Here is a 19,932-nt window from a genome sequence, read left to right on the forward strand (position 1 = left end):
GAGCGTTTGTTGCGTCTGAATAACGCGTATCTGGAGAATTTCGTGGCCCGTATTGCTGGCGTCAACATCCCGACCAACAAGCGCGTAGAGATCGCGCTTCAGTATATCCATGGCATCGGCCCGGCCGCCGCCAAGGACATCACCGAAAAGGTGGGCATCGAGCCCGCCCGCCGGGTGAACCAGCTGACGGACGCCGAAGTCCTGTCGATCCGCGAAACGATCGACAAGGATCACACCGTCGAGGGCGACCTGCGCCGCGAGACGTCGATGAACATCAAGCGTCTGATGGATCTGGCCTGCTATCGCGGCCTGCGTCACCGCAAGGGCTTGCCGGTCCGCGGTCAGCGCACCCACACGAACGCCCGCACCCGCAAGGGTCCCGCCAAGCCGATCGCCGGCAAGAAGAAGTAAGACAGACACATGGCCAAGGAACCGGGTCGCGTAAAGAAGCGCGAGCGCAAGAACATCACCTCGGGCGTCGCCCACGTGAATGCTTCGTTCAACAACACCATGATCACGATCACCGATGCCCAGGGCAACGCGATCTCGTGGTCTTCGGCGGGTCACATGGGCTTCAAGGGTTCGCGTAAGTCGACTCCTTACGCCGCTCAGATGGCTGCGGAAGACGCTGGCAAGAAGGCCCAGGAACACGGCGTGAAGACGCTGGAAGTGAACGTTTCGGGTCCGGGCTCCGGCCGTGAATCGGCCCTGCGCGCGCTGCAGTCGGTCGGTCTGACGATCACGACGATCCGCGACGTCACCCCGATGCCGCACAATGGTTGCCGTCCGCCCAAGCGTCGTCGCGTCTAAGCGATAGCGTTTTAAGGCACCCCCAATCTCCGTCCGCTCCATCATGGCCTCGTCGACAAGGCCGGAGCAGGCGAAACCCGTTCGAGGGACAAAATGATCGAAAGAAACTGGCAAGAGCTGATCCGTCCCGAGAAGCCGCAGATCGAGACCGGTTCCGATGCCCAGCGCAAGGCGCGCCTGGTCGCCGAACCCCTCGAGCGTGGCTTCGGCGTGACGCTCGGCAACGCGCTTCGTCGCGTTCTGCTGTCCTCGCTGCAAGGCGCGGCCGTCACGGCCATCCAGATCGACGGCGTGGTCCATGAGTTCTCGTCGCTGGAAGGCGTGCGCGAAGACGTGGTCGACATCGTCCTGAACATCAAGCAACTGGCGCTGCGCATGCACGCCGAAGGCCCCAAGCGCATGACGCTGCGCGCCACGGGCCCCGGTCCGGTGACGGCCGGTCAGATCGACGTGCCAGCGGACATCGAGGTTCTGAACCCCGATCACGTCATCTGCACGCTGGACGACGGCGCATCGGTGCGCATGGAACTGACCGTCCAGAACGGCAAGGGCTATGTCGCCGCCGAGCTGAACCGTCCGGAAGATGCGCCGATCGGCCTGATCGCCGTCGACGCCCTGTATTCGCCGGTCAAGAAGGTGGCTTACCGCGTCGAGCCAACCCGTCAGGGTCAGTCGCTGGACTACGACAAGCTGCTGCTGGAAGTCGAAACCAACGGCGCGGTCACGCCGGTTGACGCCGTGGCCTACGCCGCGCGCATCCTGCAGGACCAGCTCCAGATCTTCATCACCTTCGAAGAGCCCAAGAAGGCTGTCGAGCAGTCGGACGGCAAGCCCGACCTGCCCTTCAACCCGGCGCTGCTGAAGAAGGTCGACGAGCTGGAACTGTCGGTTCGTTCGGCCAACTGCCTGAAGAACGACAACATCGTCTACATCGGCGACCTGATCCAGAAGACCGAGGGCGAAATGCTTCGCACCCCGAACTTCGGCCGCAAGTCGTTGAACGAGATCAAGGAAGTTCTCACGACGATGGGCCTCAGCCTCGGCATGGACGTGCCGAACTGGCCGCCCGAAAACATCGAAGATCTGGCCAAGAAGTTCGACGACCAGATCTAAGTTCAACCCTCCGCCCGTCTCCTTCGGGAGAATGTCGGGGCGGTTAGAAGATTACGGTTCCAGGTCCCTGTCGGGATACCGGTTCCGGAGTAGGAGAGACCCAGATGCGCCACGGCGCCGCCCATCGTAAACTCGGTCGCACGACCAGCCACCGCACCGCCATGTTCGCCAACATGGCCGCCTCGCTGATCAAGCACGAGCAGATCACCACGACCCTGCCCAAGGCGAAGGAACTGCGTCCCTTCGTCGAGAAGCTGGTCACCCTCGCCAAGAAGGGCGACCTGCACGCGCGTCGTCAGGCCATCAGCCAAGTTCGCGACGTGCCGCAAGTCGGCAAGCTGTTCGAAACGCTGGGCCCGCGCTACAGCGAGCGTAACGGCGGCTATATCCGCATCATGAAGGCCGGCTTCCGCCACGGCGACAACGCTCCGATGGCCGTCATCGAGTTCGTCGACCGCGACGTCGAAGCCAAGGGCAAGGACTCCGGTCCGGTCCTGGCCTTCGAAGGCAACGACGAAGACTAAGATTTGGTCGTTTGACCAAACGCCGGAAGGGCGGTCGGAGTGATCCGACCGCCCTTTTGCTTTGCGTTCAAACCAGTCATGACGGTTGAATGACCGTCGCCATCGTCGATTTCCGTCCCGATCACGCCGCCGCCTGGGCGCGGTTGAGCATCGCCTGGCTGGTCGAGGGCGGGTTCGCCATCGAAGCGAAGGATCGGCTGGCGATCGATGATCCGCAGGGCGTGTTCCTGGACAAGGGCGGGCGCATCTTCATCGCGCAGAGGGATGGGGAGGCCGTGGGCTGCTGCGCCATGGTCCCGACCCATGACGGGGTGGAGGTCTGCAAGATGACCGTCGCGCCCGCCGCGCGCGGCCTGGGGCTGGCGCGACGCCTGCTGGAGGCCTGTGAAGCGGCGGCGCGGCAAGCGGGCTCTGACCGCCTCTATCTGGAAACGAACAGCGCCCTGAAGCCCGCGATCGCGCTGTATGAAAGCGCCGGCTTCGTTCACCTGCCGCCACGTCCTACGACCTATGTGCGCGCGGACGTCTTCATGGAGAAGCGGCTTTAGCCGTCCCAGAGCGCGGCGATCGCCATGCTCCATATGAGCAGAATGCACAGGCCATAGGCGATCTGATCCTGAGGCGAGCGGCGGGGCGGCTTGGGCGGTGGGTTCGGGAGCGGCATCGCCAAGCTTGAACCTGATAGGCGACGACCGCGAAATCGATTAAGCGGGTGACGGTCTGTGAGGAGAGGTCACATGTCGGGTCGCGCGCCGCCGCCGCTGAATGCGCTGCGAAACTTCGAAGCGTTCGCTCGGCACGGCAGCATGACGCGTGCAGCGGCCGAGTTATGTGTCACCCACGGGGCGGTCAGCCGTCAGATCGCGGCCTTGCAGGCCTCGCTGGGCGTGACGTTAGTCGTCGGGCCGCGCCATGCGCTGACGTTGACCGAGACCGGCGCCAAACTAGCCGAAGGCCTGACGCCAGCGTTTAGCGCGATCGGCGATGCGGTCGAGGGCGCGCGGCAGGGCGCGGTTCGGGAGATCGAGATTTCCTGTCTGGGGACCTTCGCTCTGAAATGGCTGATCCCGCGCTTGCCGTCCTTTCTGGAGACGCATCCTGAGGTGCGTGTGAAGCTGTCGGAATCTTATGCGTTGGTCGATTATCGGCGCGACCGTTTCGACGGCGCCATCCGCATCGTGGAGCCGGATCAGGTTCATGCGCGAACCGAAACGACGCCTTTTCTGGCTCAACATCAGGGACCTGTCGGATCGCCATCCATGATGGCCCAGCTGCCAACGATAGACGCCTTAGCCCGCGCGCCGCGGCTGCATTCGGCGACCTTCCGTCGGGCGTGGTCGGTTTGGGCTGAACGGGTCGGCGTGACCCTGCCGCCGGCGACGATGGAGCGGGAGTTCGCGCACAATCATTCGCTGGTGGAGGCGGCCATCGCGGGATTGGGCGTCGCCATCGCGCCCTGGGCCTTCGTGGCGCCCGATGTCATGGCCGGTCGTTTGGCCGCGCCGTTCGGTTTCGTCGAGCGGCCGTCCCGGTTCATCTTTCTGCGGCCGGAAGGTCGCAAAGATGCGGCGGTGGACGCCTTCCGCGACTGGCTGGTCGCGGAAGGCGCGCGCAGTCCGTCGCCGCCTATTCCTTCGACAGATCCTGGCGGTTGAACCAGACGATGGAGGCGATGAGCGGCACGAGTGTCCACAAGGCCAGGCTGACTGTGCTGGGCCACAACGAGGGAGCATTCGGCACATTCGAAACCATGGCTTTCAGCGTGTCGTAGGCCAACCCGGGCAAAAGCAACTGAGCCTTCCAACTGGCGTGATCCCATCCGATCATGGGCAGAACGGTTCCGAAAAGGGACTGGGCGAAGCCCAGCGCCCAAGGAACGAACAGGGCGGCTATGAGCGAACGGGTCAGCACACCGGTCAGCAGGGCGATCAGCGTGAATTGAATGATGCGCACCCACGACAGCAGCCAAAGTAATGCGAACTCAGCCCATGCCGACCCGTCTGCCGAAAATGTCAGGCTCCGCTCGAAGATGCCGGCCTTCATCAGGTTGAATATGATCGCAGCGATCAGGAATGCGACCATGCCGGCAAAAGCCAGAGCTTTCATGACGGCGATCTTACCCAACAGCAGGGAGGGGCGGCTGTTGCGCGCGCTGATCAGACGCCAGGTTTCCCAGCGATAGTCGCCAGCGTAGAGGGTCGCGGCTGCGACCAACATGAAGATCAGCAGCAGGCCGTTGGCGCCCTTGTCTGCGCCGAACGTCAGCGCTTCCATCAGATTGACGGGCGTGCCGGGCATGTTTGGGTTTATGCCCGCAGCTATCGCCATAGGACCGCCCTTCTCCTTGGCTTGGAATAGAAAGAAGGTCCCTCCGGCGATGAAGAGAACCGGAACGATCAAGGTGGCCAGGACCACTTGGACCCAGTTCTTGGACAGGCGGTAGGTTTCGGAACGGATCGCGTCAGCCAGCACGGTTTTGCTCCTGCACGCCGGTCCAGCCGGTTTCGCTCATGAAGATGTCTTCCAGGTCCGCGCCGATCCAGCGGGCCTCTTCGATATCGACGCCGCCCTCGACCAGGGCCTTGATGGCGGCGGCAGCTTCGCTACGGGGCACGGCGGCCACGACCGCGTCGCCCTCGAGCGTCGCGCGGTCGCCCAGCACGGACATGGCCTTGGCCAGAGGCGTGACCGACAGGCGCAGACGCTCGCCCGAGGCAGTCAGGTCGGAGACGCGGCCCTCGGTGATCACCTTGCCCTTGTTGAAGATGGCGACGCGGTCGCAGACGCGCTGGACCTCCTGAAGCTGGTGGCTGGCCAGGATGACGGTCACGCCGTCATGGTCGGCCAGGCTGCGGATCAGGGCGCGCATCTCCTGGATGCCGGGCGGATCCATGCCGCTGGTCGGTTCATCCAGGATGACCAGGTCCGGCTTGGTCATCAGGGCGGCGGCGACGCCCAGGCGTTGCAGCATGCCGACCGAAAAGCCCTTCACGCGCCGGTTGGCCGCCTCGGTCAGGCCGACGCGTTGCAGCCAGTTGTCGATCTCGGCCGAGGACACGCCGCCGTGGGCGCGGGCCAGCCATTCCAGCACCTGGCGGGCGGTCATGAACGGCGGAAAGCGCGGCGTCTCGATCATCGAGCCCATGCGACGCATGGAGGCCGGATCGCCGATCCGACCGCCCATCACCGTCGCCTCGCCCTCGGTCGGCCGAATCAGACCCAGCAGGGTGCGAAACAGCGTCGATTTGCCCGCCCCATTGGGACCCAGAATGCCGTAGACCCCGCCGCGCGGGATCGACAGGGTCAGGCCGTCCAAGGCCTTTACCGTCCCGTAGGTCTTGGTCAGGCCGCGAATGTCGATGACGGTTTCCATCCGCCAAGCTTGGCGAGTGAACGCCGGTCGCACAAGCCGTCGCGTGGCTGTCGTCCATTAAGTTTAGGCAATGGTTCAGTGTCGCCTTGGAGTAAGTTCATGTCTCGTTTCGTCGCCGCCAGCCTGGCCTTAGCCGCCGCCTTCGCCGTCGCGTCCTGCGCCGGGGCCCCGCAATCCGCCCGCACATCGCCGGTGGTCGAGCAGGCCGCGCAAACGACCCGTCCCGATCTGGTCATCCTGGTGTCGATCGACGGCTTCTCGCCGGGTTATCTGGGCAAGGGGCAGACGCCTGTGCTGGATGGACTGGTCGCCGGCGGCTCGTTCGGACCGATGCGGCCGTCGTTCCCCAGCGTGACCTTCCCCAACCACTATACGCTGGTGACGGGGCTGCACCCGGACCACCACGGCGTGGTCGGCAACCGGTTCACCGACGTGAAACTGGGCGCCTTCACCATGGCCAGCAAGGAAAGCGGCTTCTGGGATCAGGGCGAGCCGATCTGGGTCACGGCCGAAAAGGCGGGCGTGCGCACCGGCACCATGTTCTGGCCGGGATCGGAGGTCGAGATCCACGGCGTGCGGCCCAGCCAGTGGGCGCCGTTCGACCAGGGAATGCCGGGCGATGCGCGCGCAGATCGTCTGCTGTCGTGGCTGGACCTGCCAGTGGCTCAGCGACCGAAGCTGGAGACGCTGTATTTCGACATCGTCGACACCGCCGGTCATCGCAACGGCCCCGATGCGCCCGAGACCCGCGCCGCCGCCGCATCGGTCGACGCCTCGATGGGACGGTTGATCGAGGGGCTGAAGGCGCGGGGGCTTTATGATCACACGATGCTGGTCGTGGTGTCGGATCACGGCATGGCGGCGACCTCGCCGGACCGGGTCGTGTGGATCGACGACATCATCGATCCGGCGGCGCTGAAGATCGGCTATGGCGGAGCGGTCCTGACCGCCGATCCGGCGCCGGGCCGCGAGGCCGAGGTGCAGGCCAAGCTGGTCGGGCGCCATCCGCATATGGAATGCTGGAACAAGGCCGATGTGCCGGCGCGGCTGGCCTATGGCTCCAATCCACGCGTGGCGCAGATCGTTTGTCTGGTCGAAACCGGCTGGCTGACGGCGACGCGGGATCGGCCGGTGACGCGGGCGGGCGGCGCCCACGGTTATGATAACCAGGCGCCGGAAATGGCGGCGATCTTCATCGCCCATGGGCCGGGCGTGGTCGCCGGGCGTCGGCTAAACGATCTTGACAGTGTCGATGTGCAGCCCTTCCTGGCGCGGATGCTTGGGATCGTGGCGCCGGCCGGCGACGGGCGGGCGCAAGACACCTTGCCCGTAACCATGCCCTGAGGGGGTGATTGGCGAGCCGACGATTTGAGCGCACACTGGTCGCCAGAGGGGGAGGCGAAGATGCGCAAGAGTCTGTGGATCGCGACGGTTTCGGTCGCCTGTCTGATTGCGCCCGTGGCGGTCGCCGACGCCACAGCGACGGCGGCGACCGTGGCCCTGATCACCAATCCGCAGGTCTGCGGTCGGGTCGGGGTCGTCGGCGATGTCCAGCCGACACGCGACATGGTCATGGCGCCGGGCTTTGGCGACGCGGTTTTCGCGGTCGACACAAAGAACCCCGAGGCCCAGGCCTGGTTCGACCACGGGGTTCGACTGCGCTGGGCGTTCGAGCATTCGGAATCGGTGCGGGCGTTCAGGAAGGCGAGGCAGTTGGACCCGTCGTGCGGCATGTGCGCCTGGGGCGAGGCCTGGGCGATCGGGCCGAACCTGAATGGCGGCGGCGGCGATCCCGAATCGATCGCCACAGGCCTGAGCGTTGCACGCGATGCACGGCGTCTGGCCCGCGACGCCACGCCGATGCAGCGCCAGATGATCGACGCCTTGATCCAGCGCTATTCCGGCAAGGAGAAGACCCGCGCGCTACGCTTCGCCCGCGCCATGGACCGGATCGCAAGGCGTCACGCCGACGACGTATCGGTCGCCTCGATCACCGCAGACGCCTGGTTGCTGCAGCCCGAGGGCGAATGGTGGGACAAGGACGGCAAGGCGACCGATCCGGCCGTCACCCGCGCGATGGCGATCCTGGAGCACGCCCTGACGGTCAAGCCGAATGATCCGGGCGCCATCCACCTGTACATCCACCTGACCGAATGGTCGGACGATCCGCACAGGGCGCTGGCCTATGGCGAGCGGCTTGCCCTGCTGGCGCCGGGCGCCAGCCATCTGGTGCATATGCCGTCGCACACCTTCTATCGGGTCGGGCGCTACAAGGACGCGATGATGTCCAACGTCAACGCCGTGGCGCTGGACAAGAGCTACGTCCAGCTGGTCGGGCCGCCCGGCGGCATTCGCGGCATGCGGCTGCATGCCCACAACATCCATTTCGGCATGGGCGGCGCCCTGATGGCGGGCGGGGCCGAGCGCGGACTGGAGCTGGCCGACTGGTATATGGCGACCTATCCGCAGCTGGCGGGACCGCCGGAGGCGGGCGAGGACGGCTATGTCGTCTATCGTCAGGTGATGGCGGCGGACGCCTATGCGCTCTACGGCCGGTTCGGATCGGACGCTCAGGTCGCGGCGCTGGCCGAGCCGGACGCAGGCCGTCCGCTGATGCGGGTCGGCTGGCGTTATGCGCGGGGCGAGGCGGCGGCACGGCGCGGCGATGCGGCGGCGGTTCGGATCGAAGCCCAGGCGATCGCCGCCCTGCTGGCGGACAAGGCGTTCAAGGGTCCGATGGCGGATCGTCAGACCGGTTTCGCCGAACTGTTCCAGAAGGTGCTGGAAGGCCGCGCGGCCATGATTGATCAGGACTATCCCGCCGCCATCGCCGCCTATGGGCGGGCGGCGGCGATTCAGGCCATGGCGCCCGAGGGCGGCGATCCGCCGATGATCTGGTATCCGACACGCCGAAGCCTGGCCGCCGCCATGCTGGCGTCCGGCGATGCGGCGGGGGCCAAGGCCAAGATCGGCGAACTGCTGAAGGATTGGCCGAACGATCCCTACAGCTATTACGTTCTCTACCGCGCCGAACAGGCGCTGGGCGACGAGACGGCGGCCAATGACGCCCTGCGCCAGGCCGGCGTCGAATGGATCGGCGGTCAGATGAGTTTGGCCGAGGCCTGACGCCTCGGCCGCGGGTTGATCAGCGCTTGGCCGCTTCGATCAGTTTGCCGATCTCAGCCGGGTCGATGCCGGGGCTGGCCTTGCCGTTGACAAAGAAGGTCGGCGTGCCGCGCAGACGCAGGGCGGCAGCCGTTGTGTGGATGTCGGCGATGTGGCGGGTGGTGTCGGGCGCGGCGATCGCGGCCTTGGCGCGGGCCATGTCCACGCCATGCGCGGCCAGGATGGCGTCGATCGCTTCGATCGATAGCGCCCGCTCGGTCATCAGGGCGTCATAGACTTCCAGATACTTGCCCTGCTGGTGCGCGGCCAGGGCGGCGCGGGCGGCGTATTGCGAGGTGATGTCGTCGCCACGGTCCAGGATGGGCCAGTCCTTGAAGACGAAGCGAACCTCGGGATGGGCGGCCATCAGGGCGCGATAGTCGTGGGCCACGGCCTTGCAGCCGGGGCAGCGGAAGTCGAAGAACTCGATCACCGTGACCTTGGCGTTCGCCGGACCGAAAGCCGGATCGCGGGCGTCGGGCGCCAGAAGGCCGGCGTTGGCGGCGGCGGCCTGGTTCGTCTCCTCGACGGCGGTCTCGGCGTCCTTGGTCTGAAGCGCCATCTGCGCCTCCTGCAAGACCTCGGGATGCTCCAGCAGATACGCACGAACGTTCGATCCGCCGGTCAGATAGGGCGCCGCTGAAAAGCCCAGCGCGATGACCGACAGGCCCAGCGCCAGATAGCCGGCGCGGCCGCCGCTGAGCCATCCCGGCTTGGCGGTCTTGGGTTCGGGCGCAGGCGTGGGGGCGTCGTCGGTCATTCAGGCTCGCAGTCGGCGTAAGGGGTCAGTTGAGGGTGGCGGGCCGGCGCGCGGCGTCGCGGCGGTCCAGGTCGTTGAGATCGTCGGGCGTGGCGCCCGAGGCCAGGACGATATCGACGGCGCGGCGCCATTCGATCGAGCCGGGATTCAGCATGGAGCGGGCGCGCAGAGCGAACTGGGTGGCCTGTTTCTCGTCCCCGCCGGCGAAATAGTATTCGGCCGAGGCCAGCCGCGCCTCGCCCTCCTTGCCCTGAGAGGCATAGGCCTGGGCCAGAAGGCGCCAGGCCATGGTGTTGTCCTTCTCGGCGACGACGGCGTGTTTCAGCTGGTCGATCGCCTCGTCCAACTTGGCCTTGTCATTGGTTTCGATCAGGGCGTGGGCCAGGTTGACGCGCAGGAGAGGGGCATCGGGCTTCAGGCGGACCGCCTCGCGGTGGGCGGCGACGGCCTCGGCCGGGCGACCTTCCTCGAACAGGATCTGGCCCTTCAGTTCCTGGAAATAGGGGTTGTTCACGTCGCCGGCGATCAGCGCGTCTACCGCCGTCAGCGCCTTGTCGGTCTGGCCGTCTCGATACCAGGCGATGGCCCGCGCATAGCGGCCGGGCAGAGAGGTGTCGGTCGACGGATAGTCGCGCAGGGTGGCGTTCGGCGGATCCATGAAGGCGTGAATCTTGGCCAGGATCAGCGCGTGCTGCGCCATACGTTCGGGGCTGTCGCGATGGTCGTAGTGCGGCTGTTCCTGCACATAACGGCGCAGGCTCTCGATCCGGTTCGACGACAGGGGGTGGCTGCGGAAATAGGGATAGCGGCGGGCGTCGGAGAAGACCTCCTGCGAGCGGAAGTTCTCGAAGAAGGACACCAGCCCGGCGCCGGATTCGCCGGCCGCCTCCAGCGCCCGAGCGCCCGAGATGTCGGCCTCGCCTTCCTGGCTTTGCATGTAATGCAGCGCGCCCAGAGCGCCGAAATACTGGCTGGAGCCGAGCAGGGCGACGCCTGCGTCCGGCGCGCCGGCGGCGATGGCCAGGGCGCCGAGCGCCATGGTCATGAACATCGGCTGTTTGCCGGCGTTCTCGGCCCCGTCTCGCAGAGTGTGGCGGTTTTTGATGTGGCCCGCTTCGTGCGCCATCACGCCCAGCAATTCGCCGGGCGTCTTGGTGCGCAGGATCAGGCCGGTGTTGACGCCCATGATCCGCCCGCGTGTCGCAAAGGCGTTCAGGTCGTTGTCGTTGACCAGCAGGACTTCGATATCGTTCGGGTTCAGCCCCATGGCCACGAAGACCGGGTCGGCCCATTCGCGCACGATGCCCTCGACCTCGGTGTCGCGGATCAGGCTTTGCGCGGAGGCCTGGCCGGCGACGGAAACAGCCATCAAGGCCGTCGCCGCCGCCGCCAGAACGCGGGATGCAGATCGGGGAAGCCACCTCATGGCTCTACTCCAACAACGACCGGCCCCCGCCTGTATCCAGACAGTCTAATCGTGACCGATCAGCGGCGCCACCACCCGCGCTTGGGCTTTTCGGGCGGTGCGACGATCTGGTTCGGGTCTTCGGCGATGATGGCCTGAACGTCGATCTCCGGCGTGGGGGCGACGAAGGGCTCGGCCAAGACGGCCTCGGTCACCGGAACCGCCGTCGGCGCGGCGACCGGGGCGACTTCGGCCGGTTCGGCGGCCAGCGCCTCGTGCGGGGTCACGTCCAGCTCCACCGCCGCGCCTTGGACCGTAGCTTCGTTCGACTCGATGGCGGTGTCGGGATGCGGTTCGGTCGCGATCTCGACATTGGCGCTGGCCGACTTGCGGCGCACGCGACGACGCTGAGGCTCAGGCGCGATGGCCGGGGCGGCGGTTTCGACGGCCTCGGTCGGCTCGACCATGACGGCCATCGGCGTCTCGGGCGACCCGTCAGGCGGCATGCCTTCGTTGGTGGCGCGGTTCTCGACCTTGATCTCATGGCTGACGGAACCTTCGCCACGGCCGCGACCGCGACGACGGCGACGGCGCGAACGCCCGCCTTCCTCGCCAGAGCCTTCGCCGGCGCCGCTATGGGCGACGGCATCCAGGCCTTCGCCCTCGGACTGAGCGAAGGCGGGGCGTTCAGACCGCTCATGGCGCTCGCCGCGTTCCGGGCGACCTTCCGAGCGGCCGGGGTTTAGCGGGTCGAACCAGACATAGGGGTCGTCCAGCGACGGCGTGCGGCCGCGAACCCAGGTGTAGACGTCGCGCTCGCCATCCTCGCGGACGCGGCGACCGCCACGGCGGCCACGGCGACGGCGGCGGCCGTTTTCGTCTTCCTCATCGTCCGAGGCGTCGTCGGCGCTGACCGTATCGACGGCCTCGACGTCGGAGGTTTCCTCGTCGCGACGACCGCCGCGACGGCGACGGTTGCGCCCACGACCCCGATCGCGACCACCGTCATGACGCTCTGAGCGTTCGCGCGGTTCGTCGTCGTCGCTGTCTTCGCGATCCAGGGATTCGACCGTGTCGTCATCGTCGTCGGCGATGATCTCCTCGTCGTCGTCCTCATCCTCGTCTTCGTACAGCGAGGCGTCGAAGTCGTCGTCGAGGTTGGGCATCTCGATCTCGGGCGCGACGAAGTCCTCGTTGGTCTCGGTGCGCTCGATAGTGTGCTCGCCCTGGCCCAGGCTGTCGTCGATCTGGACGATAACGTTGAGGCCGCGACGTTCCAGGAGCGACTGCAGATAGGCGCGCTTGTGGTTCAGGATATACAGGCCGACGGCGGTGCAGACCTTCAGCACCACGACGCCTGCGCCGTTCTTGCCGGCCTCGATGTCGACCGCGCGCAGGGTCATCAGGGCGGCGGATTCGGCAGAGCGGATGCGGCCCGTGCCCTGGCAATGCGGGCAGGCTTCGGTCGCGCCCTCGATCACGCCCAGGCGGCGACGCTGACGGCTGATCTCCATCAGGCCGAAGGGCGAGATGCGGCCCATCTGGATGCGGGCGCGGTCGGAGGACAGAGCCTCCTTCAGCACGCGCTCGACGGCGCGGTTGTTCTTGCCCTCATCCATGTCGATGAAGTCGATGACGACGAGGCCGGCGAGGTCGCGCAGGCGCAGCTGGCGGGCGGCTTCCTCGGCCGCTTCCATATTGGTCTTGAACGCTGTCTGTTCGACGTTGCGTTCTTTGGTGGCGCGGCCCGAGTTGACGTCGATGGCCACCAGGGCCTCGGTCTGGTTGATGACCAGATAGCCGCCGGACTTCAGCGGCACGACCGGTTGGTGGATCTGCGTCAGCAGTTCCTCGATGCCGTTGGCCGCGAACAAGGGGCGCGAGCCGCGATACAGGTGAACCTTCTTGGCCTGGGCCGGCATCAGCACGCGCATGAAGTCGCGTGCCTCCTTGAAGCCCTCGACCCCCTCGACCTGGATGCCGTCGAAATCCTTGTCGAACATATCGCGCACGGCGCGGCGGACCAGGTTCTCTTCCTCGTAGATCACCGAGGGGGCGTGAGAGGCGAGGGTGGTCTCGCGGATCGTCTCCCACAGGCGCAGCAGATATTGATAGTCGCGCTTGATCTCGGCCTTGGTGCGCTTGGCGCCCGCCGTGCGGATGATCAGGCCCATGCCCTTGGGCACTTCCAGGGCCGAGACGGCGCTTTTCAGGCGACGACGGTCCGAGGTGTTGGTGATCTTGCGCGAAATGCCGCCGCCCTTGCCGGTGTTGGGCATCAGCACGCAATAGCGGCCGGCCAGCGAGAGCCAGGTGGTCAGGGCCGCGCCCTTGGCGCCGCGCTCATCCTTGACGACCTGGACCAGCAGGATCTGGCGGCGCTTGATCACGTCCTGGATCTTGTAGCGGCGCATCAGGCGGCGCTTCAGACGCTCCTCGTCGGCCAGCGCCGATTCGGGATCGACGTCGTCGCCGGTCGATTCGCGGTCGAGATCGTCCTCGTCCTCATCGTCGTGCGCCTCGGCCATGATGGCTTCGCGGTCGGCGACGGGGATCTGGTAGTAGTCGGGGTGGATTTCGTTGAAGGCGAGGAAGCCGTGACGATTGCCGCCGTATTCAATGAAGGCGGCCTGCAGGCTGGGCTCTACGCGGGTGACCTTGGCGAGGTAGATATTGCCGCGAAGCTGGCGCTTCGCACGGGATTCGAAATCGAATTCCTCAATCTTGCGCCCGTCCACGATGGCGACCCGGGTCTCCTCGGGATGCGCCGCATCGATCAGCATTGTCTTTGACATGGAAAGTCTCTCTCTGGCGCGCGCAGGCCGACCGTCCCGGATCTCCGGACAGGGTCATGGCGGCTCGCCGAATGAAGGTGAGGGCCGGCGCGCGCGACATCCCCTCGCCGAGAACGGCGAAGAAGGCTTGATCAAGCCGTTGGGGAACGCAGGCGGAAAGGCCCATTAAGTCGTCGGTCCTGAACCGGGCGCGCCAATCCCTTGGGAAGGCCGCGTCCCTGGTCCACTCTTCGAACCATCGGCCAGGCCGGGGCGGTTCTAGGATTGGTGAAAGTCAACGCCGCGAGGAGGGCGCGCCAAGATCCGCAAAGGCGAAATCGGCGCGATCGGTTCGCGAGCGGTCACAGCATAGTCATGCAACGGGAGAATTAAAAGGCGCTCGCCTTAACCCCCTGAATACGAGCCTCTGTCATGATGAGGTTCAAGTAGGCTTAAACCGGGTTCGCCGACGCAGATGAGCGGTCGCGTTTTGACAGGTCTGATGCGCTGGGGCGCGAAGGAGTGGGCGATGACCGCCCTGGCCTTTGTGGTCATCTGCATGGTCGGTCTGTCTGCAACGCGCGGTTTCGCCTGGGGCGCGCAGGGCGATGTGCTGGCGGTGCGCTTCGGCGCCGACGGCGATCGGACCCGCGTCGTCATCGATCTGGACAAGACGGCGCAGGGACGCGTCATCGACGCGGGCGGCGAAGGCCTGGTGGTGCTGGCTCTGAGCGGCGTCGCGCCGGGGCGTGGTCTGAATGGCGGCGGTTCGGGTCTGGTGCGCTCCTACGAGGTCACGTCGTCCGGCGGTTCGTCGCGGGTTCAGCTGGAACTGGCGCGCGGCAGCGAGATCGAACGGCGCTTCCTGCTGCCGCCCGGCGACGGTGTCAGCCATTATCGTTATGTCGTCGATCTGAAGGCGACAGGGACCGCCGCGCGCGCCACGACCACGCCGGCGCCGCGCGCCAGCGCGCCGCCGCGCCGCGCCGAGCGCCCCCTGATCGTCATCGACGCCGGCCATGGCGGCAATGATCCGGGCGCCAGTGGCGCAAGCGCTCAGGAAAAGCAGGTTACCCTTGCCGCCGCCCTGGCGTTGAAGGCCGAGCTTGAGAAGAACGGCCGCTATCGCGTCAGGCTGACCCGGACCGACGACCGCTACGTCGACCTCTATCGCCGCGTCTCCATCGCGCGTCAGGCCGACGCCGATCTGTTCATTTCCTTGCACGCCGACGCCGGCTCTGACCCGGCGCTGCGCGGGGCCAGCGTCTATACCTTGTCGGAGCAGGGCGCCGGCCGGGCCGTGCGCGAGTTCACGCGCGGCGACAACTGGCACCGCGAACTGCACCTGCCGGGGCGCGACCCGTCGGTGGATCGCATCCTGCTGGACATGACCCAGCGCGCGACCCAGAACCGCTCGGCCCAGTTCGCGCGCGTCTTGCTGACCCATCTGGAAGGGTCGGACCATCCTCTCTTGCGCCGCAGCCATCGCGATGCGGGTCTGGCTGTCCTGTTGGCGCCCGACGTGCCGGCCGTGCTGCTGGAAATGGGCTTTATCACCAATCCCGAGGACGAACGGCTTCTGACCGACGAGCGCGCGCGCCGTCGCCTGATGAAGTCGGTCGCGGACGGAATCGATCGTTATTTCCGCGAGCCGTCGAGCCCGATGATGGCCGCCGCGAACAGCCAGGCCGCCGGTCAGCCCTGACCCCGCGCAACCAAGCCGGCCCTCGCCGGTTTCCGGACCATGAAAAAAGCGATTGTCACAGGCGGATCAGGCCTGATCGGAACGGGCGTTTGTGACGCCTTGCTGGCGAAGGGATGGGAGGTCGCCTCCTTCGATCTGAAGCCGGGTGAGGGCGAAGCCCGTCATATCGACTGCGATCTGGGTGATGAGGACTCGGTCACACAGGCGTTCGAGACCTTGGGCTGGTCGTCGCTGGACCTGCTGGTCAACAACGGGGGTATCGCCGATCCGGTGAACGGCCCGCTGGCTGAACTGTCGCTGGCGGACTGGCGCAAGACGATCGACAGCCATCTGACCGGCGCCTTTCTGATGAGCCGCGCCGCCATTCCGCTGCTGAACGAGGGCGGCGCCATCGTGAACATGATCTCGACGCGCGCCTTCATGTCCGAGCCGCACACCGAGGCCTATGCGGCGTCCAAGGGCGCGCTGTTCGCCTTGACCCACGCCCTGGCGATCAGCGAAGGCCCTCGAATTCGCGTCAACGCCATCGCCCCCGGCTGGATTTCGGACGGCGAGGATTTGCGTCCTGTCGATCACGAACAGCATCCGGTCGGCCGCGTCGGCCGCGCCGAGGATATCGCCGGGGCCGTGCTCTATCTCGCCGAAGCGGGCTTCGTCACGGGCCAGGTGCTGACGGTTGACGGCGGCATGACGCGCAAGATGGTCTACGCCGACTAGGCCGTCAGGCCAGGCCGGCCTTCTTCAGCGTCTTCCAGGCCTTGATGACGCGTTGCAGCTTGGCCTCAGCGCTGCGGTCGCCGCTGTTGGTGTCGGGGTGAAACCGCTTCAGCAGCTCATGATATTGAGCCTTGATCTTCGCCTTGTCCGCGCCCGGATCCAGATCGAGGTCGGCGAGGGCGGCGCGTTCCAGCTTGCCGATGCGGCGGTCCTCGGTCGCGGACTGCGGCGCCTGATCGCCCTTGCGCCCGAACAGGCCGAAGCTGTCGCGCCATGAGCCGGCGCCAGTGGTGTTCGAGGTGCCCATCTTGGCGGCGAAGGCGGCGGCCTCGCGCGTGAACTTGCCGGCCTGCATCTCCCAGGTCGGGCGGCCGCCGGTCATGGCCTCGTTTTCCTGAGCGGCGCGAATCTCACCCTCGGTCATGCCGGCGTAGAAGTTCCAGCCCTTGTTGTATTCGCCGGCGTGCGGCTGGCAGAACTCATAGAAGTCGTTCAGCCGTTCGCGCGACTTGGGCGCCTTGGCCGCAGCAGCCCGGCGACAGTCGGGCCACTGGCACGGCTTTTCGCCAGGCTTCAGGTGCAGGACGTCGGCTTTCGCCGCCTCTTCCTCGGGCTTGGGCGGCTTCACCCGAATGTCGGTGAAGCGCGGCTTGTATTGAAAGGAGGCGGACATCAGCCGAAGTGTAAGCCCGATTGGGACAGCATCAAGGAATCGATCATGTCTGAAGGCCCGGTGGCGACGATTATTCGTGCAAAACTGACGGCAGGGCTGTCGCCCCTGCGTCTGGAGGTCGAGGACGACAGCTGGCGCCACGCCGGTCATCATCATGAAGGCGGAATGGACGCCAAGCCTGGCGGCGAAAGCCACTTCAATCTGGTGATCGTGTCCGCTGCTTTCCAGGGGCAATCGCGGCTGGCGCGACAGCGCGCGGTGAACGCCCTGCTGAAGGACGAGATGGCCGGACCGGTCCACGCTCTTTCGATCAAAGCGCTGACGCCGGAGGAGGCAGGCTGAGCGAAAGAACTGCGTTCACATCGTCTTAGAACCTTCGTCCTAGCGTCATCCAACCAAACAGAACGTGGGGATCTGGGCTTATGGTGGAATCAGACGGCGTCGCGAAGGCGCTCGAAGGCGAGCAACGCGCCGGAGACGCGGCCCAGGCGCTGACCGCCATCCTGCAGACGCAGTATCTCCGCTACATGATCATCGCTTCCTGGGCCGTGGGTCTTCTGGGCACCGTCGGTTTGTGGCCGGCGCTTCTGTGGTTCGGCGGCACGCTGGCGGCCGGGTCGCTGCGGGGACTGGTCGAACATCGTCTTAGCCATCGCGTCGACACCAACTGGGGCGTGATCTTCCCGATCGTGGCCACGGTGACGACCGGCGCATGGGCCATTGCGCCTCTGATGGCCTGGTTCTCGCCCGCCGAGTTCGGACGCCCCCTGGCCCTCGCCCTGCTGATTTCCGGCTATGTGCTGGTCTTCGCCCAGCTTCGCAGCTCGCCGCGGCAGGCCCTGATCATCTCCTCGCCCTATGGCGCGGCGGCGACGATCATTCTGTTCAGCCTGTGGGGCAACAACGCCTTCTGGTCGATGCTGGCGGTCCTGCCGTTCACGGCGGCGGGTCTGTTCGTGCTGGTGACCATGACCTTGCTGCGTGAAGACCGCATCCGGGCCTTCCAGTCGCACCAGGCGCATCTGATCGAAGAGTTGGAAGCGGCCCGCGACAAGGCCAATGCGGCCAGCGAGGCCAAGTCGAACTTCCTGGGCGTGATCTCGCACGAACTGCGCACGCCGATGAACGGCGTGCTCGGCGCGGCCCAGCTGTTGAGCGCAACTCGTCTGGAGACGACGCAGCGCGAATATCTGTCAATCATCCGCAACTCAGGCGACAATCTGTTGTCCCTGCTGAACGACATCCTCGACATGACCAAGATCGAGGCGGGCAAGATGAACTTCGAGGTCGTCGATATCGTCATCGACGGTTTGAACAAGCGCATAACCGGTCCCTTCGAGGCCCAGGCCGAAGCCAAGGGCCTGACGTTCGTCACGACCATGGAAGGCGAGATTCCGACGGTGGTGCGCGGCGATCCGCTGCGCGTCTGTCAGGTGGTGCAGAACCTGCTTTCCAATGCGGTCAAGTTCACCGAGACCGGCGAAATCCACTATCTGGTGCGCGGACACCGCATTTCGGATCAGCGCGTACGGTTCGAATTCGTCGTCCAGGATAGCGGCGCGGGGATTGCGGCGTCCGATCTGGAGCGGCTGTTCATGCCCTTCACCCAGGTGGATACCTCCTCGACGCGGCGGTTCGGCGGCACGGGCCTGGGTCTGACCATCGCGCGGCGCATGGCCAACATCATGGGCGGCGACATCACCGTGACGTCCAAGCTCGCCGAGGGCTCGTGCTTCACCCTGGAAATCGAGGCCGAGGTCGTGGAATGGGCCAAGCCCGTCGCGGCGGCTGAGGTTCATGCCGAGATCGAAGGCGGCGAATCGTTGCGCGTCCTGGTGGTCGAGGATCATCCGGTGAACCGCATGATTCTGGAGGCCTGGATGAGCTCGGCCAGCCACGTCACTTCGACGGCCGAGAACGGGCAGGTCGCGGTCGATATCGCCAAGGATCAGCCGTTCGACCTGATCATCATGGACGTGAACATGCCGGTCATGGACGGACTGACCGCAACGCGCATCATCCGCGAAGGCGGCCAGAATGCGAATACGCCAATCGTGGTCCTGTCGGCATCGGCGCGTCATGAGGATCATGAGGCTGGTCTTCAGGCCGGCGCCGACGCCTATCTGAACAAGCCGATCGATTTCGGCGCTTTGGCCGCCCTGATGGGTCACGTCAGCGGCGGTCGCGACGCGGTTGCGCAGATGGCCGCACCGCCATCAGAGGCCTCCGTCGCCGCCTGATTGCGGCGATCCTGTGTTCCCGACATGAACCTGGGCCGAGGACGCCGGTTCAGGCGCGCCTCAGTCGCCGTGCTCCATAACTGCACCCAAGCCGATGGTCTTCGGCGCAGATGGAGACACGATCATGAAAAAGATCCTGACCACCGCAATCGCTTCGGTCATGGCCGCCGGCGCGCTGGGCGCAGCAGGCGCAGCCTCGGCTCAGCCCGTACCGCCCCACGGTCCGCATGGTCCCGCCGCACGTCACGGTCCGGGTCCTGACCACTACGATCGTCGGGACTATCGCCAGGATCGCCGCGATTACCGCCGCGAGCTGCGCGAGGATCGTCGGGACTATCGCCAGCAGCAACGCGCCTATGAACGCTGGCAGCGTGCGGAACGTCGTTACAACGCCCCGCGCTACGTCCCGCCGCGCGGCTATGCGGTTCGGACCTGGAGCTATGGCCAGCGGATGCCGTCCTACTACCGCACCAACGCCTATGTGGTGCACGACTATAACCGCTATGGCCTGCGCGCGCCGCCCCGTGGCTACCAATATGTCCGCAGCGGCAATGACGTGGTGCTCGCCGCCGTCGCCGGCGGCCTGATCACCGCCGTGATCGCCGGCCTGTTCAACTGATCCGTCAAGGATTTGAGATGCGCTCCGGAGGGAAACCTCCGGGGCGTTTTTCGT

19 protein-coding genes are annotated in these 19,932 nt (G+C 66.0%); 13 read left to right on the plus strand and 6 right to left on the minus strand.

Going from position 1 to position 19,932, the window contains the following annotated elements:
• The first annotated feature begins 42 nt into the window (after window positions 1-42).
• From rpsM to ABIB58_RS00190, 6 genes are all read left to right on the plus strand, one after another.
• Entirely contained in the window at window positions 43-411 is a 369-nt protein-coding gene (rpsM, locus tag ABIB58_RS00165; protein WP_026108555.1) for a 30S ribosomal protein S13, read from the plus strand.
• A 9-nt stretch (window positions 412-420) separates the two neighbouring features.
• On the plus strand, window positions 421-810 hold the full coding sequence (gene rpsK / locus ABIB58_RS00170; protein WP_013268944.1) for a 30S ribosomal protein S11: 390 nt from the start codon (window positions 421-423) through the stop codon (window positions 808-810).
• 93 nt (window positions 811-903) lie between these two features.
• Window positions 904-1,923 (plus strand): DNA-directed RNA polymerase subunit alpha, encoded by a 1,020-nt coding sequence (locus tag ABIB58_RS00175; protein WP_039248576.1) that lies wholly within the window; start codon window positions 904-906, stop codon window positions 1,921-1,923.
• A 104-nt stretch (window positions 1,924-2,027) separates the two neighbouring features.
• Window positions 2,028-2,447, plus strand: a complete 420-nt coding sequence (rplQ, locus tag ABIB58_RS00180) for a 50S ribosomal protein L17 (RefSeq protein ID WP_017506039.1) — start codon at window positions 2,028-2,030, stop codon at window positions 2,445-2,447.
• A gap of 89 nt (window positions 2,448-2,536) precedes the next feature.
• On the plus strand, window positions 2,537-2,995 hold the full coding sequence (locus tag ABIB58_RS00185; protein WP_354038443.1) for a GNAT family N-acetyltransferase: 459 nt from the start codon (window positions 2,537-2,539) through the stop codon (window positions 2,993-2,995).
• 189 nt (window positions 2,996-3,184) lie between these two features.
• Window positions 3,185-4,102 carry a LysR substrate-binding domain-containing protein gene (locus ABIB58_RS00190; RefSeq protein ID WP_354038445.1) on the plus strand — a complete coding sequence of 306 codons (918 nt, stop codon included), beginning with the start codon at window positions 3,185-3,187 and terminating at the stop codon, window positions 4,100-4,102.
• On the opposite strand, the gene ABIB58_RS00195 is transcribed toward ABIB58_RS00190, so the two are convergent.
• Both ABIB58_RS00195 and ABIB58_RS00200 read right to left on the minus strand, forming a co-directional pair.
• The gene (locus tag ABIB58_RS00195; RefSeq protein WP_354038447.1) at window positions 4,074-4,919 is read right to left on the minus strand and encodes a DUF2705 family protein; all 846 of its coding nucleotides are present in this window, start codon (window positions 4,917-4,919) and stop codon (window positions 4,074-4,076) included. The two genes, ABIB58_RS00190 and ABIB58_RS00195, sit on opposite strands and share 29 nt — an antisense overlap.
• Window positions 4,909-5,820 (minus strand): ABC transporter ATP-binding protein, encoded by a 912-nt coding sequence (locus ABIB58_RS00200; protein WP_354038449.1) that lies wholly within the window; start codon window positions 5,818-5,820, stop codon window positions 4,909-4,911. Before ABIB58_RS00200 ends, ABIB58_RS00195 begins: the two co-directional genes overlap by 11 nt.
• Window positions 5,821-5,919: 99 nt before the next feature.
• Here ABIB58_RS00200 and ABIB58_RS00205 point away from each other — a divergent pair, with 99 nt between their 5' ends.
• Window positions 5,920-7,164, plus strand: a complete 1,245-nt coding sequence (locus ABIB58_RS00205) for an alkaline phosphatase family protein (RefSeq protein ID WP_354038451.1) — start codon at window positions 5,920-5,922, stop codon at window positions 7,162-7,164.
• Window positions 7,165-7,224: 60 nt separating this feature from the next.
• Window positions 7,225-8,946 carry a hypothetical protein gene (locus tag ABIB58_RS00210; protein WP_354038453.1) on the plus strand — a complete coding sequence of 574 codons (1,722 nt, stop codon included), beginning with the start codon at window positions 7,225-7,227 and terminating at the stop codon, window positions 8,944-8,946.
• A 19-nt stretch (window positions 8,947-8,965) separates the two neighbouring features.
• Here the strand turns inward: ABIB58_RS00210 and ABIB58_RS00215 are convergent, their stop codons facing one another.
• From ABIB58_RS00215 to ABIB58_RS00225, 3 genes are read right to left on the minus strand one after another with little or no spacing between them, the layout of a single operon-like run.
• Window positions 8,966-9,745 (minus strand): DsbA family protein, encoded by a 780-nt coding sequence (locus ABIB58_RS00215; protein WP_354038455.1) that lies wholly within the window; start codon window positions 9,743-9,745, stop codon window positions 8,966-8,968.
• 25 nt (window positions 9,746-9,770) lie between these two features.
• Window positions 9,771-11,171, minus strand: coding sequence for a M48 family metalloprotease (locus ABIB58_RS00220; protein WP_354038457.1), 1,401 nt, complete (start codon window positions 11,169-11,171; stop codon window positions 9,771-9,773).
• Between the two features lie 59 nt (window positions 11,172-11,230).
• The gene (locus ABIB58_RS00225) at window positions 11,231-13,945 is read right to left on the minus strand and encodes an Rne/Rng family ribonuclease (protein ID WP_045811687.1); all 2,715 of its coding nucleotides are present in this window, start codon (window positions 13,943-13,945) and stop codon (window positions 11,231-11,233) included.
• A 508-nt stretch (window positions 13,946-14,453) separates the two neighbouring features.
• Between ABIB58_RS00225 and ABIB58_RS00230 the strand changes: the two genes are divergently transcribed.
• Entirely contained in the window at window positions 14,454-15,629 is a 1,176-nt protein-coding gene (locus tag ABIB58_RS00230) for an N-acetylmuramoyl-L-alanine amidase family protein (protein ID WP_354038460.1), read from the plus strand.
• A 39-nt stretch (window positions 15,630-15,668) separates the two neighbouring features.
• Window positions 15,669-16,346 (plus strand): SDR family oxidoreductase, encoded by a 678-nt coding sequence (locus ABIB58_RS00235; protein ID WP_354038462.1) that lies wholly within the window; start codon window positions 15,669-15,671, stop codon window positions 16,344-16,346.
• A gap of 4 nt (window positions 16,347-16,350) precedes the next feature.
• Here the strand turns inward: ABIB58_RS00235 and ABIB58_RS00240 are convergent, their stop codons facing one another.
• On the minus strand, window positions 16,351-17,019 hold the full coding sequence (locus tag ABIB58_RS00240) for a J domain-containing protein (RefSeq protein ID WP_039247646.1): 669 nt from the start codon (window positions 17,017-17,019) through the stop codon (window positions 16,351-16,353).
• 45 nt (window positions 17,020-17,064) lie between these two features.
• Here ABIB58_RS00240 and ABIB58_RS00245 point away from each other — a divergent pair, with 45 nt between their 5' ends.
• The 3 genes from ABIB58_RS00245 to ABIB58_RS00255 all read left to right on the plus strand — a co-directional run bounded on the left by ABIB58_RS00245 (window position 17,065) and on the right by ABIB58_RS00255 (window position 19,878).
• Window positions 17,065-17,361 (plus strand): BolA family protein, encoded by a 297-nt coding sequence (locus ABIB58_RS00245; protein ID WP_039247647.1) that lies wholly within the window; start codon window positions 17,065-17,067, stop codon window positions 17,359-17,361.
• An 80-nt stretch (window positions 17,362-17,441) separates the two neighbouring features.
• Complete coding sequence (locus ABIB58_RS00250; RefSeq protein WP_354038465.1) at window positions 17,442-19,259, plus strand: response regulator; 1,818 nt, start codon at window positions 17,442-17,444, stop codon at window positions 19,257-19,259.
• Between the two features lie 124 nt (window positions 19,260-19,383).
• Complete coding sequence (locus ABIB58_RS00255; protein ID WP_039247720.1) at window positions 19,384-19,878, plus strand: RcnB family protein; 495 nt, start codon at window positions 19,384-19,386, stop codon at window positions 19,876-19,878.
• The last annotated feature ends 54 nt before the right edge of the window (window positions 19,879-19,932 follow it).

This window comes from Brevundimonas sp. UYEF29 (assembly GCF_040546195.1).
GTDB classification, from domain to species: domain Bacteria; phylum Pseudomonadota; class Alphaproteobacteria; order Caulobacterales; family Caulobacteraceae; genus Brevundimonas; species Brevundimonas huaxiensis.

Coding starts and splice junctions, on each gene's coding strand:
- rpsK (WP_013268944.1), top strand. CDS start 421: ATGGCCAAGGAACCGGGTCGCGTAAAGAAGCGCGAGCGCAAGAACATC.
- ABIB58_RS00175 (WP_039248576.1), top strand. CDS start 904: ATGATCGAAAGAAACTGGCAAGAGCTGATCCGTCCCGAGAAGCCGCAG.
- rplQ (WP_017506039.1), top strand. CDS start 2,028: ATGCGCCACGGCGCCGCCCATCGTAAACTCGGTCGCACGACCAGCCAC.
- ABIB58_RS00185 (WP_354038443.1), top strand. CDS start 2,537: ATGACCGTCGCCATCGTCGATTTCCGTCCCGATCACGCCGCCGCCTGG.
- ABIB58_RS00190 (WP_354038445.1), top strand. CDS start 3,185: ATGTCGGGTCGCGCGCCGCCGCCGCTGAATGCGCTGCGAAACTTCGAA.
- ABIB58_RS00200 (WP_354038449.1), bottom strand. CDS start 5,820: ATGGAAACCGTCATCGACATTCGCGGCCTGACCAAGACCTACGGGACG.
- ABIB58_RS00205 (WP_354038451.1), top strand. CDS start 5,920: ATGTCTCGTTTCGTCGCCGCCAGCCTGGCCTTAGCCGCCGCCTTCGCC.
- ABIB58_RS00210 (WP_354038453.1), top strand. CDS start 7,225: ATGCGCAAGAGTCTGTGGATCGCGACGGTTTCGGTCGCCTGTCTGATT.
- ABIB58_RS00215 (WP_354038455.1), bottom strand. CDS start 9,745: ATGACCGACGACGCCCCCACGCCTGCGCCCGAACCCAAGACCGCCAAG.
- ABIB58_RS00220 (WP_354038457.1), bottom strand. CDS start 11,171: ATGAGGTGGCTTCCCCGATCTGCATCCCGCGTTCTGGCGGCGGCGGCG.
- ABIB58_RS00225 (WP_045811687.1), bottom strand. CDS start 13,945: ATGTCAAAGACAATGCTGATCGATGCGGCGCATCCCGAGGAGACCCGG.
- ABIB58_RS00230 (WP_354038460.1), top strand. CDS start 14,454: ATGACCGCCCTGGCCTTTGTGGTCATCTGCATGGTCGGTCTGTCTGCA.
- ABIB58_RS00235 (WP_354038462.1), top strand. CDS start 15,669: ATGAAAAAAGCGATTGTCACAGGCGGATCAGGCCTGATCGGAACGGGC.
- ABIB58_RS00240 (WP_039247646.1), bottom strand. CDS start 17,019: ATGTCCGCCTCCTTTCAATACAAGCCGCGCTTCACCGACATTCGGGTG.
- ABIB58_RS00245 (WP_039247647.1), top strand. CDS start 17,065: ATGTCTGAAGGCCCGGTGGCGACGATTATTCGTGCAAAACTGACGGCA.
- ABIB58_RS00250 (WP_354038465.1), top strand. CDS start 17,442: ATGGTGGAATCAGACGGCGTCGCGAAGGCGCTCGAAGGCGAGCAACGC.
- ABIB58_RS00255 (WP_039247720.1), top strand. CDS start 19,384: ATGAAAAAGATCCTGACCACCGCAATCGCTTCGGTCATGGCCGCCGGC.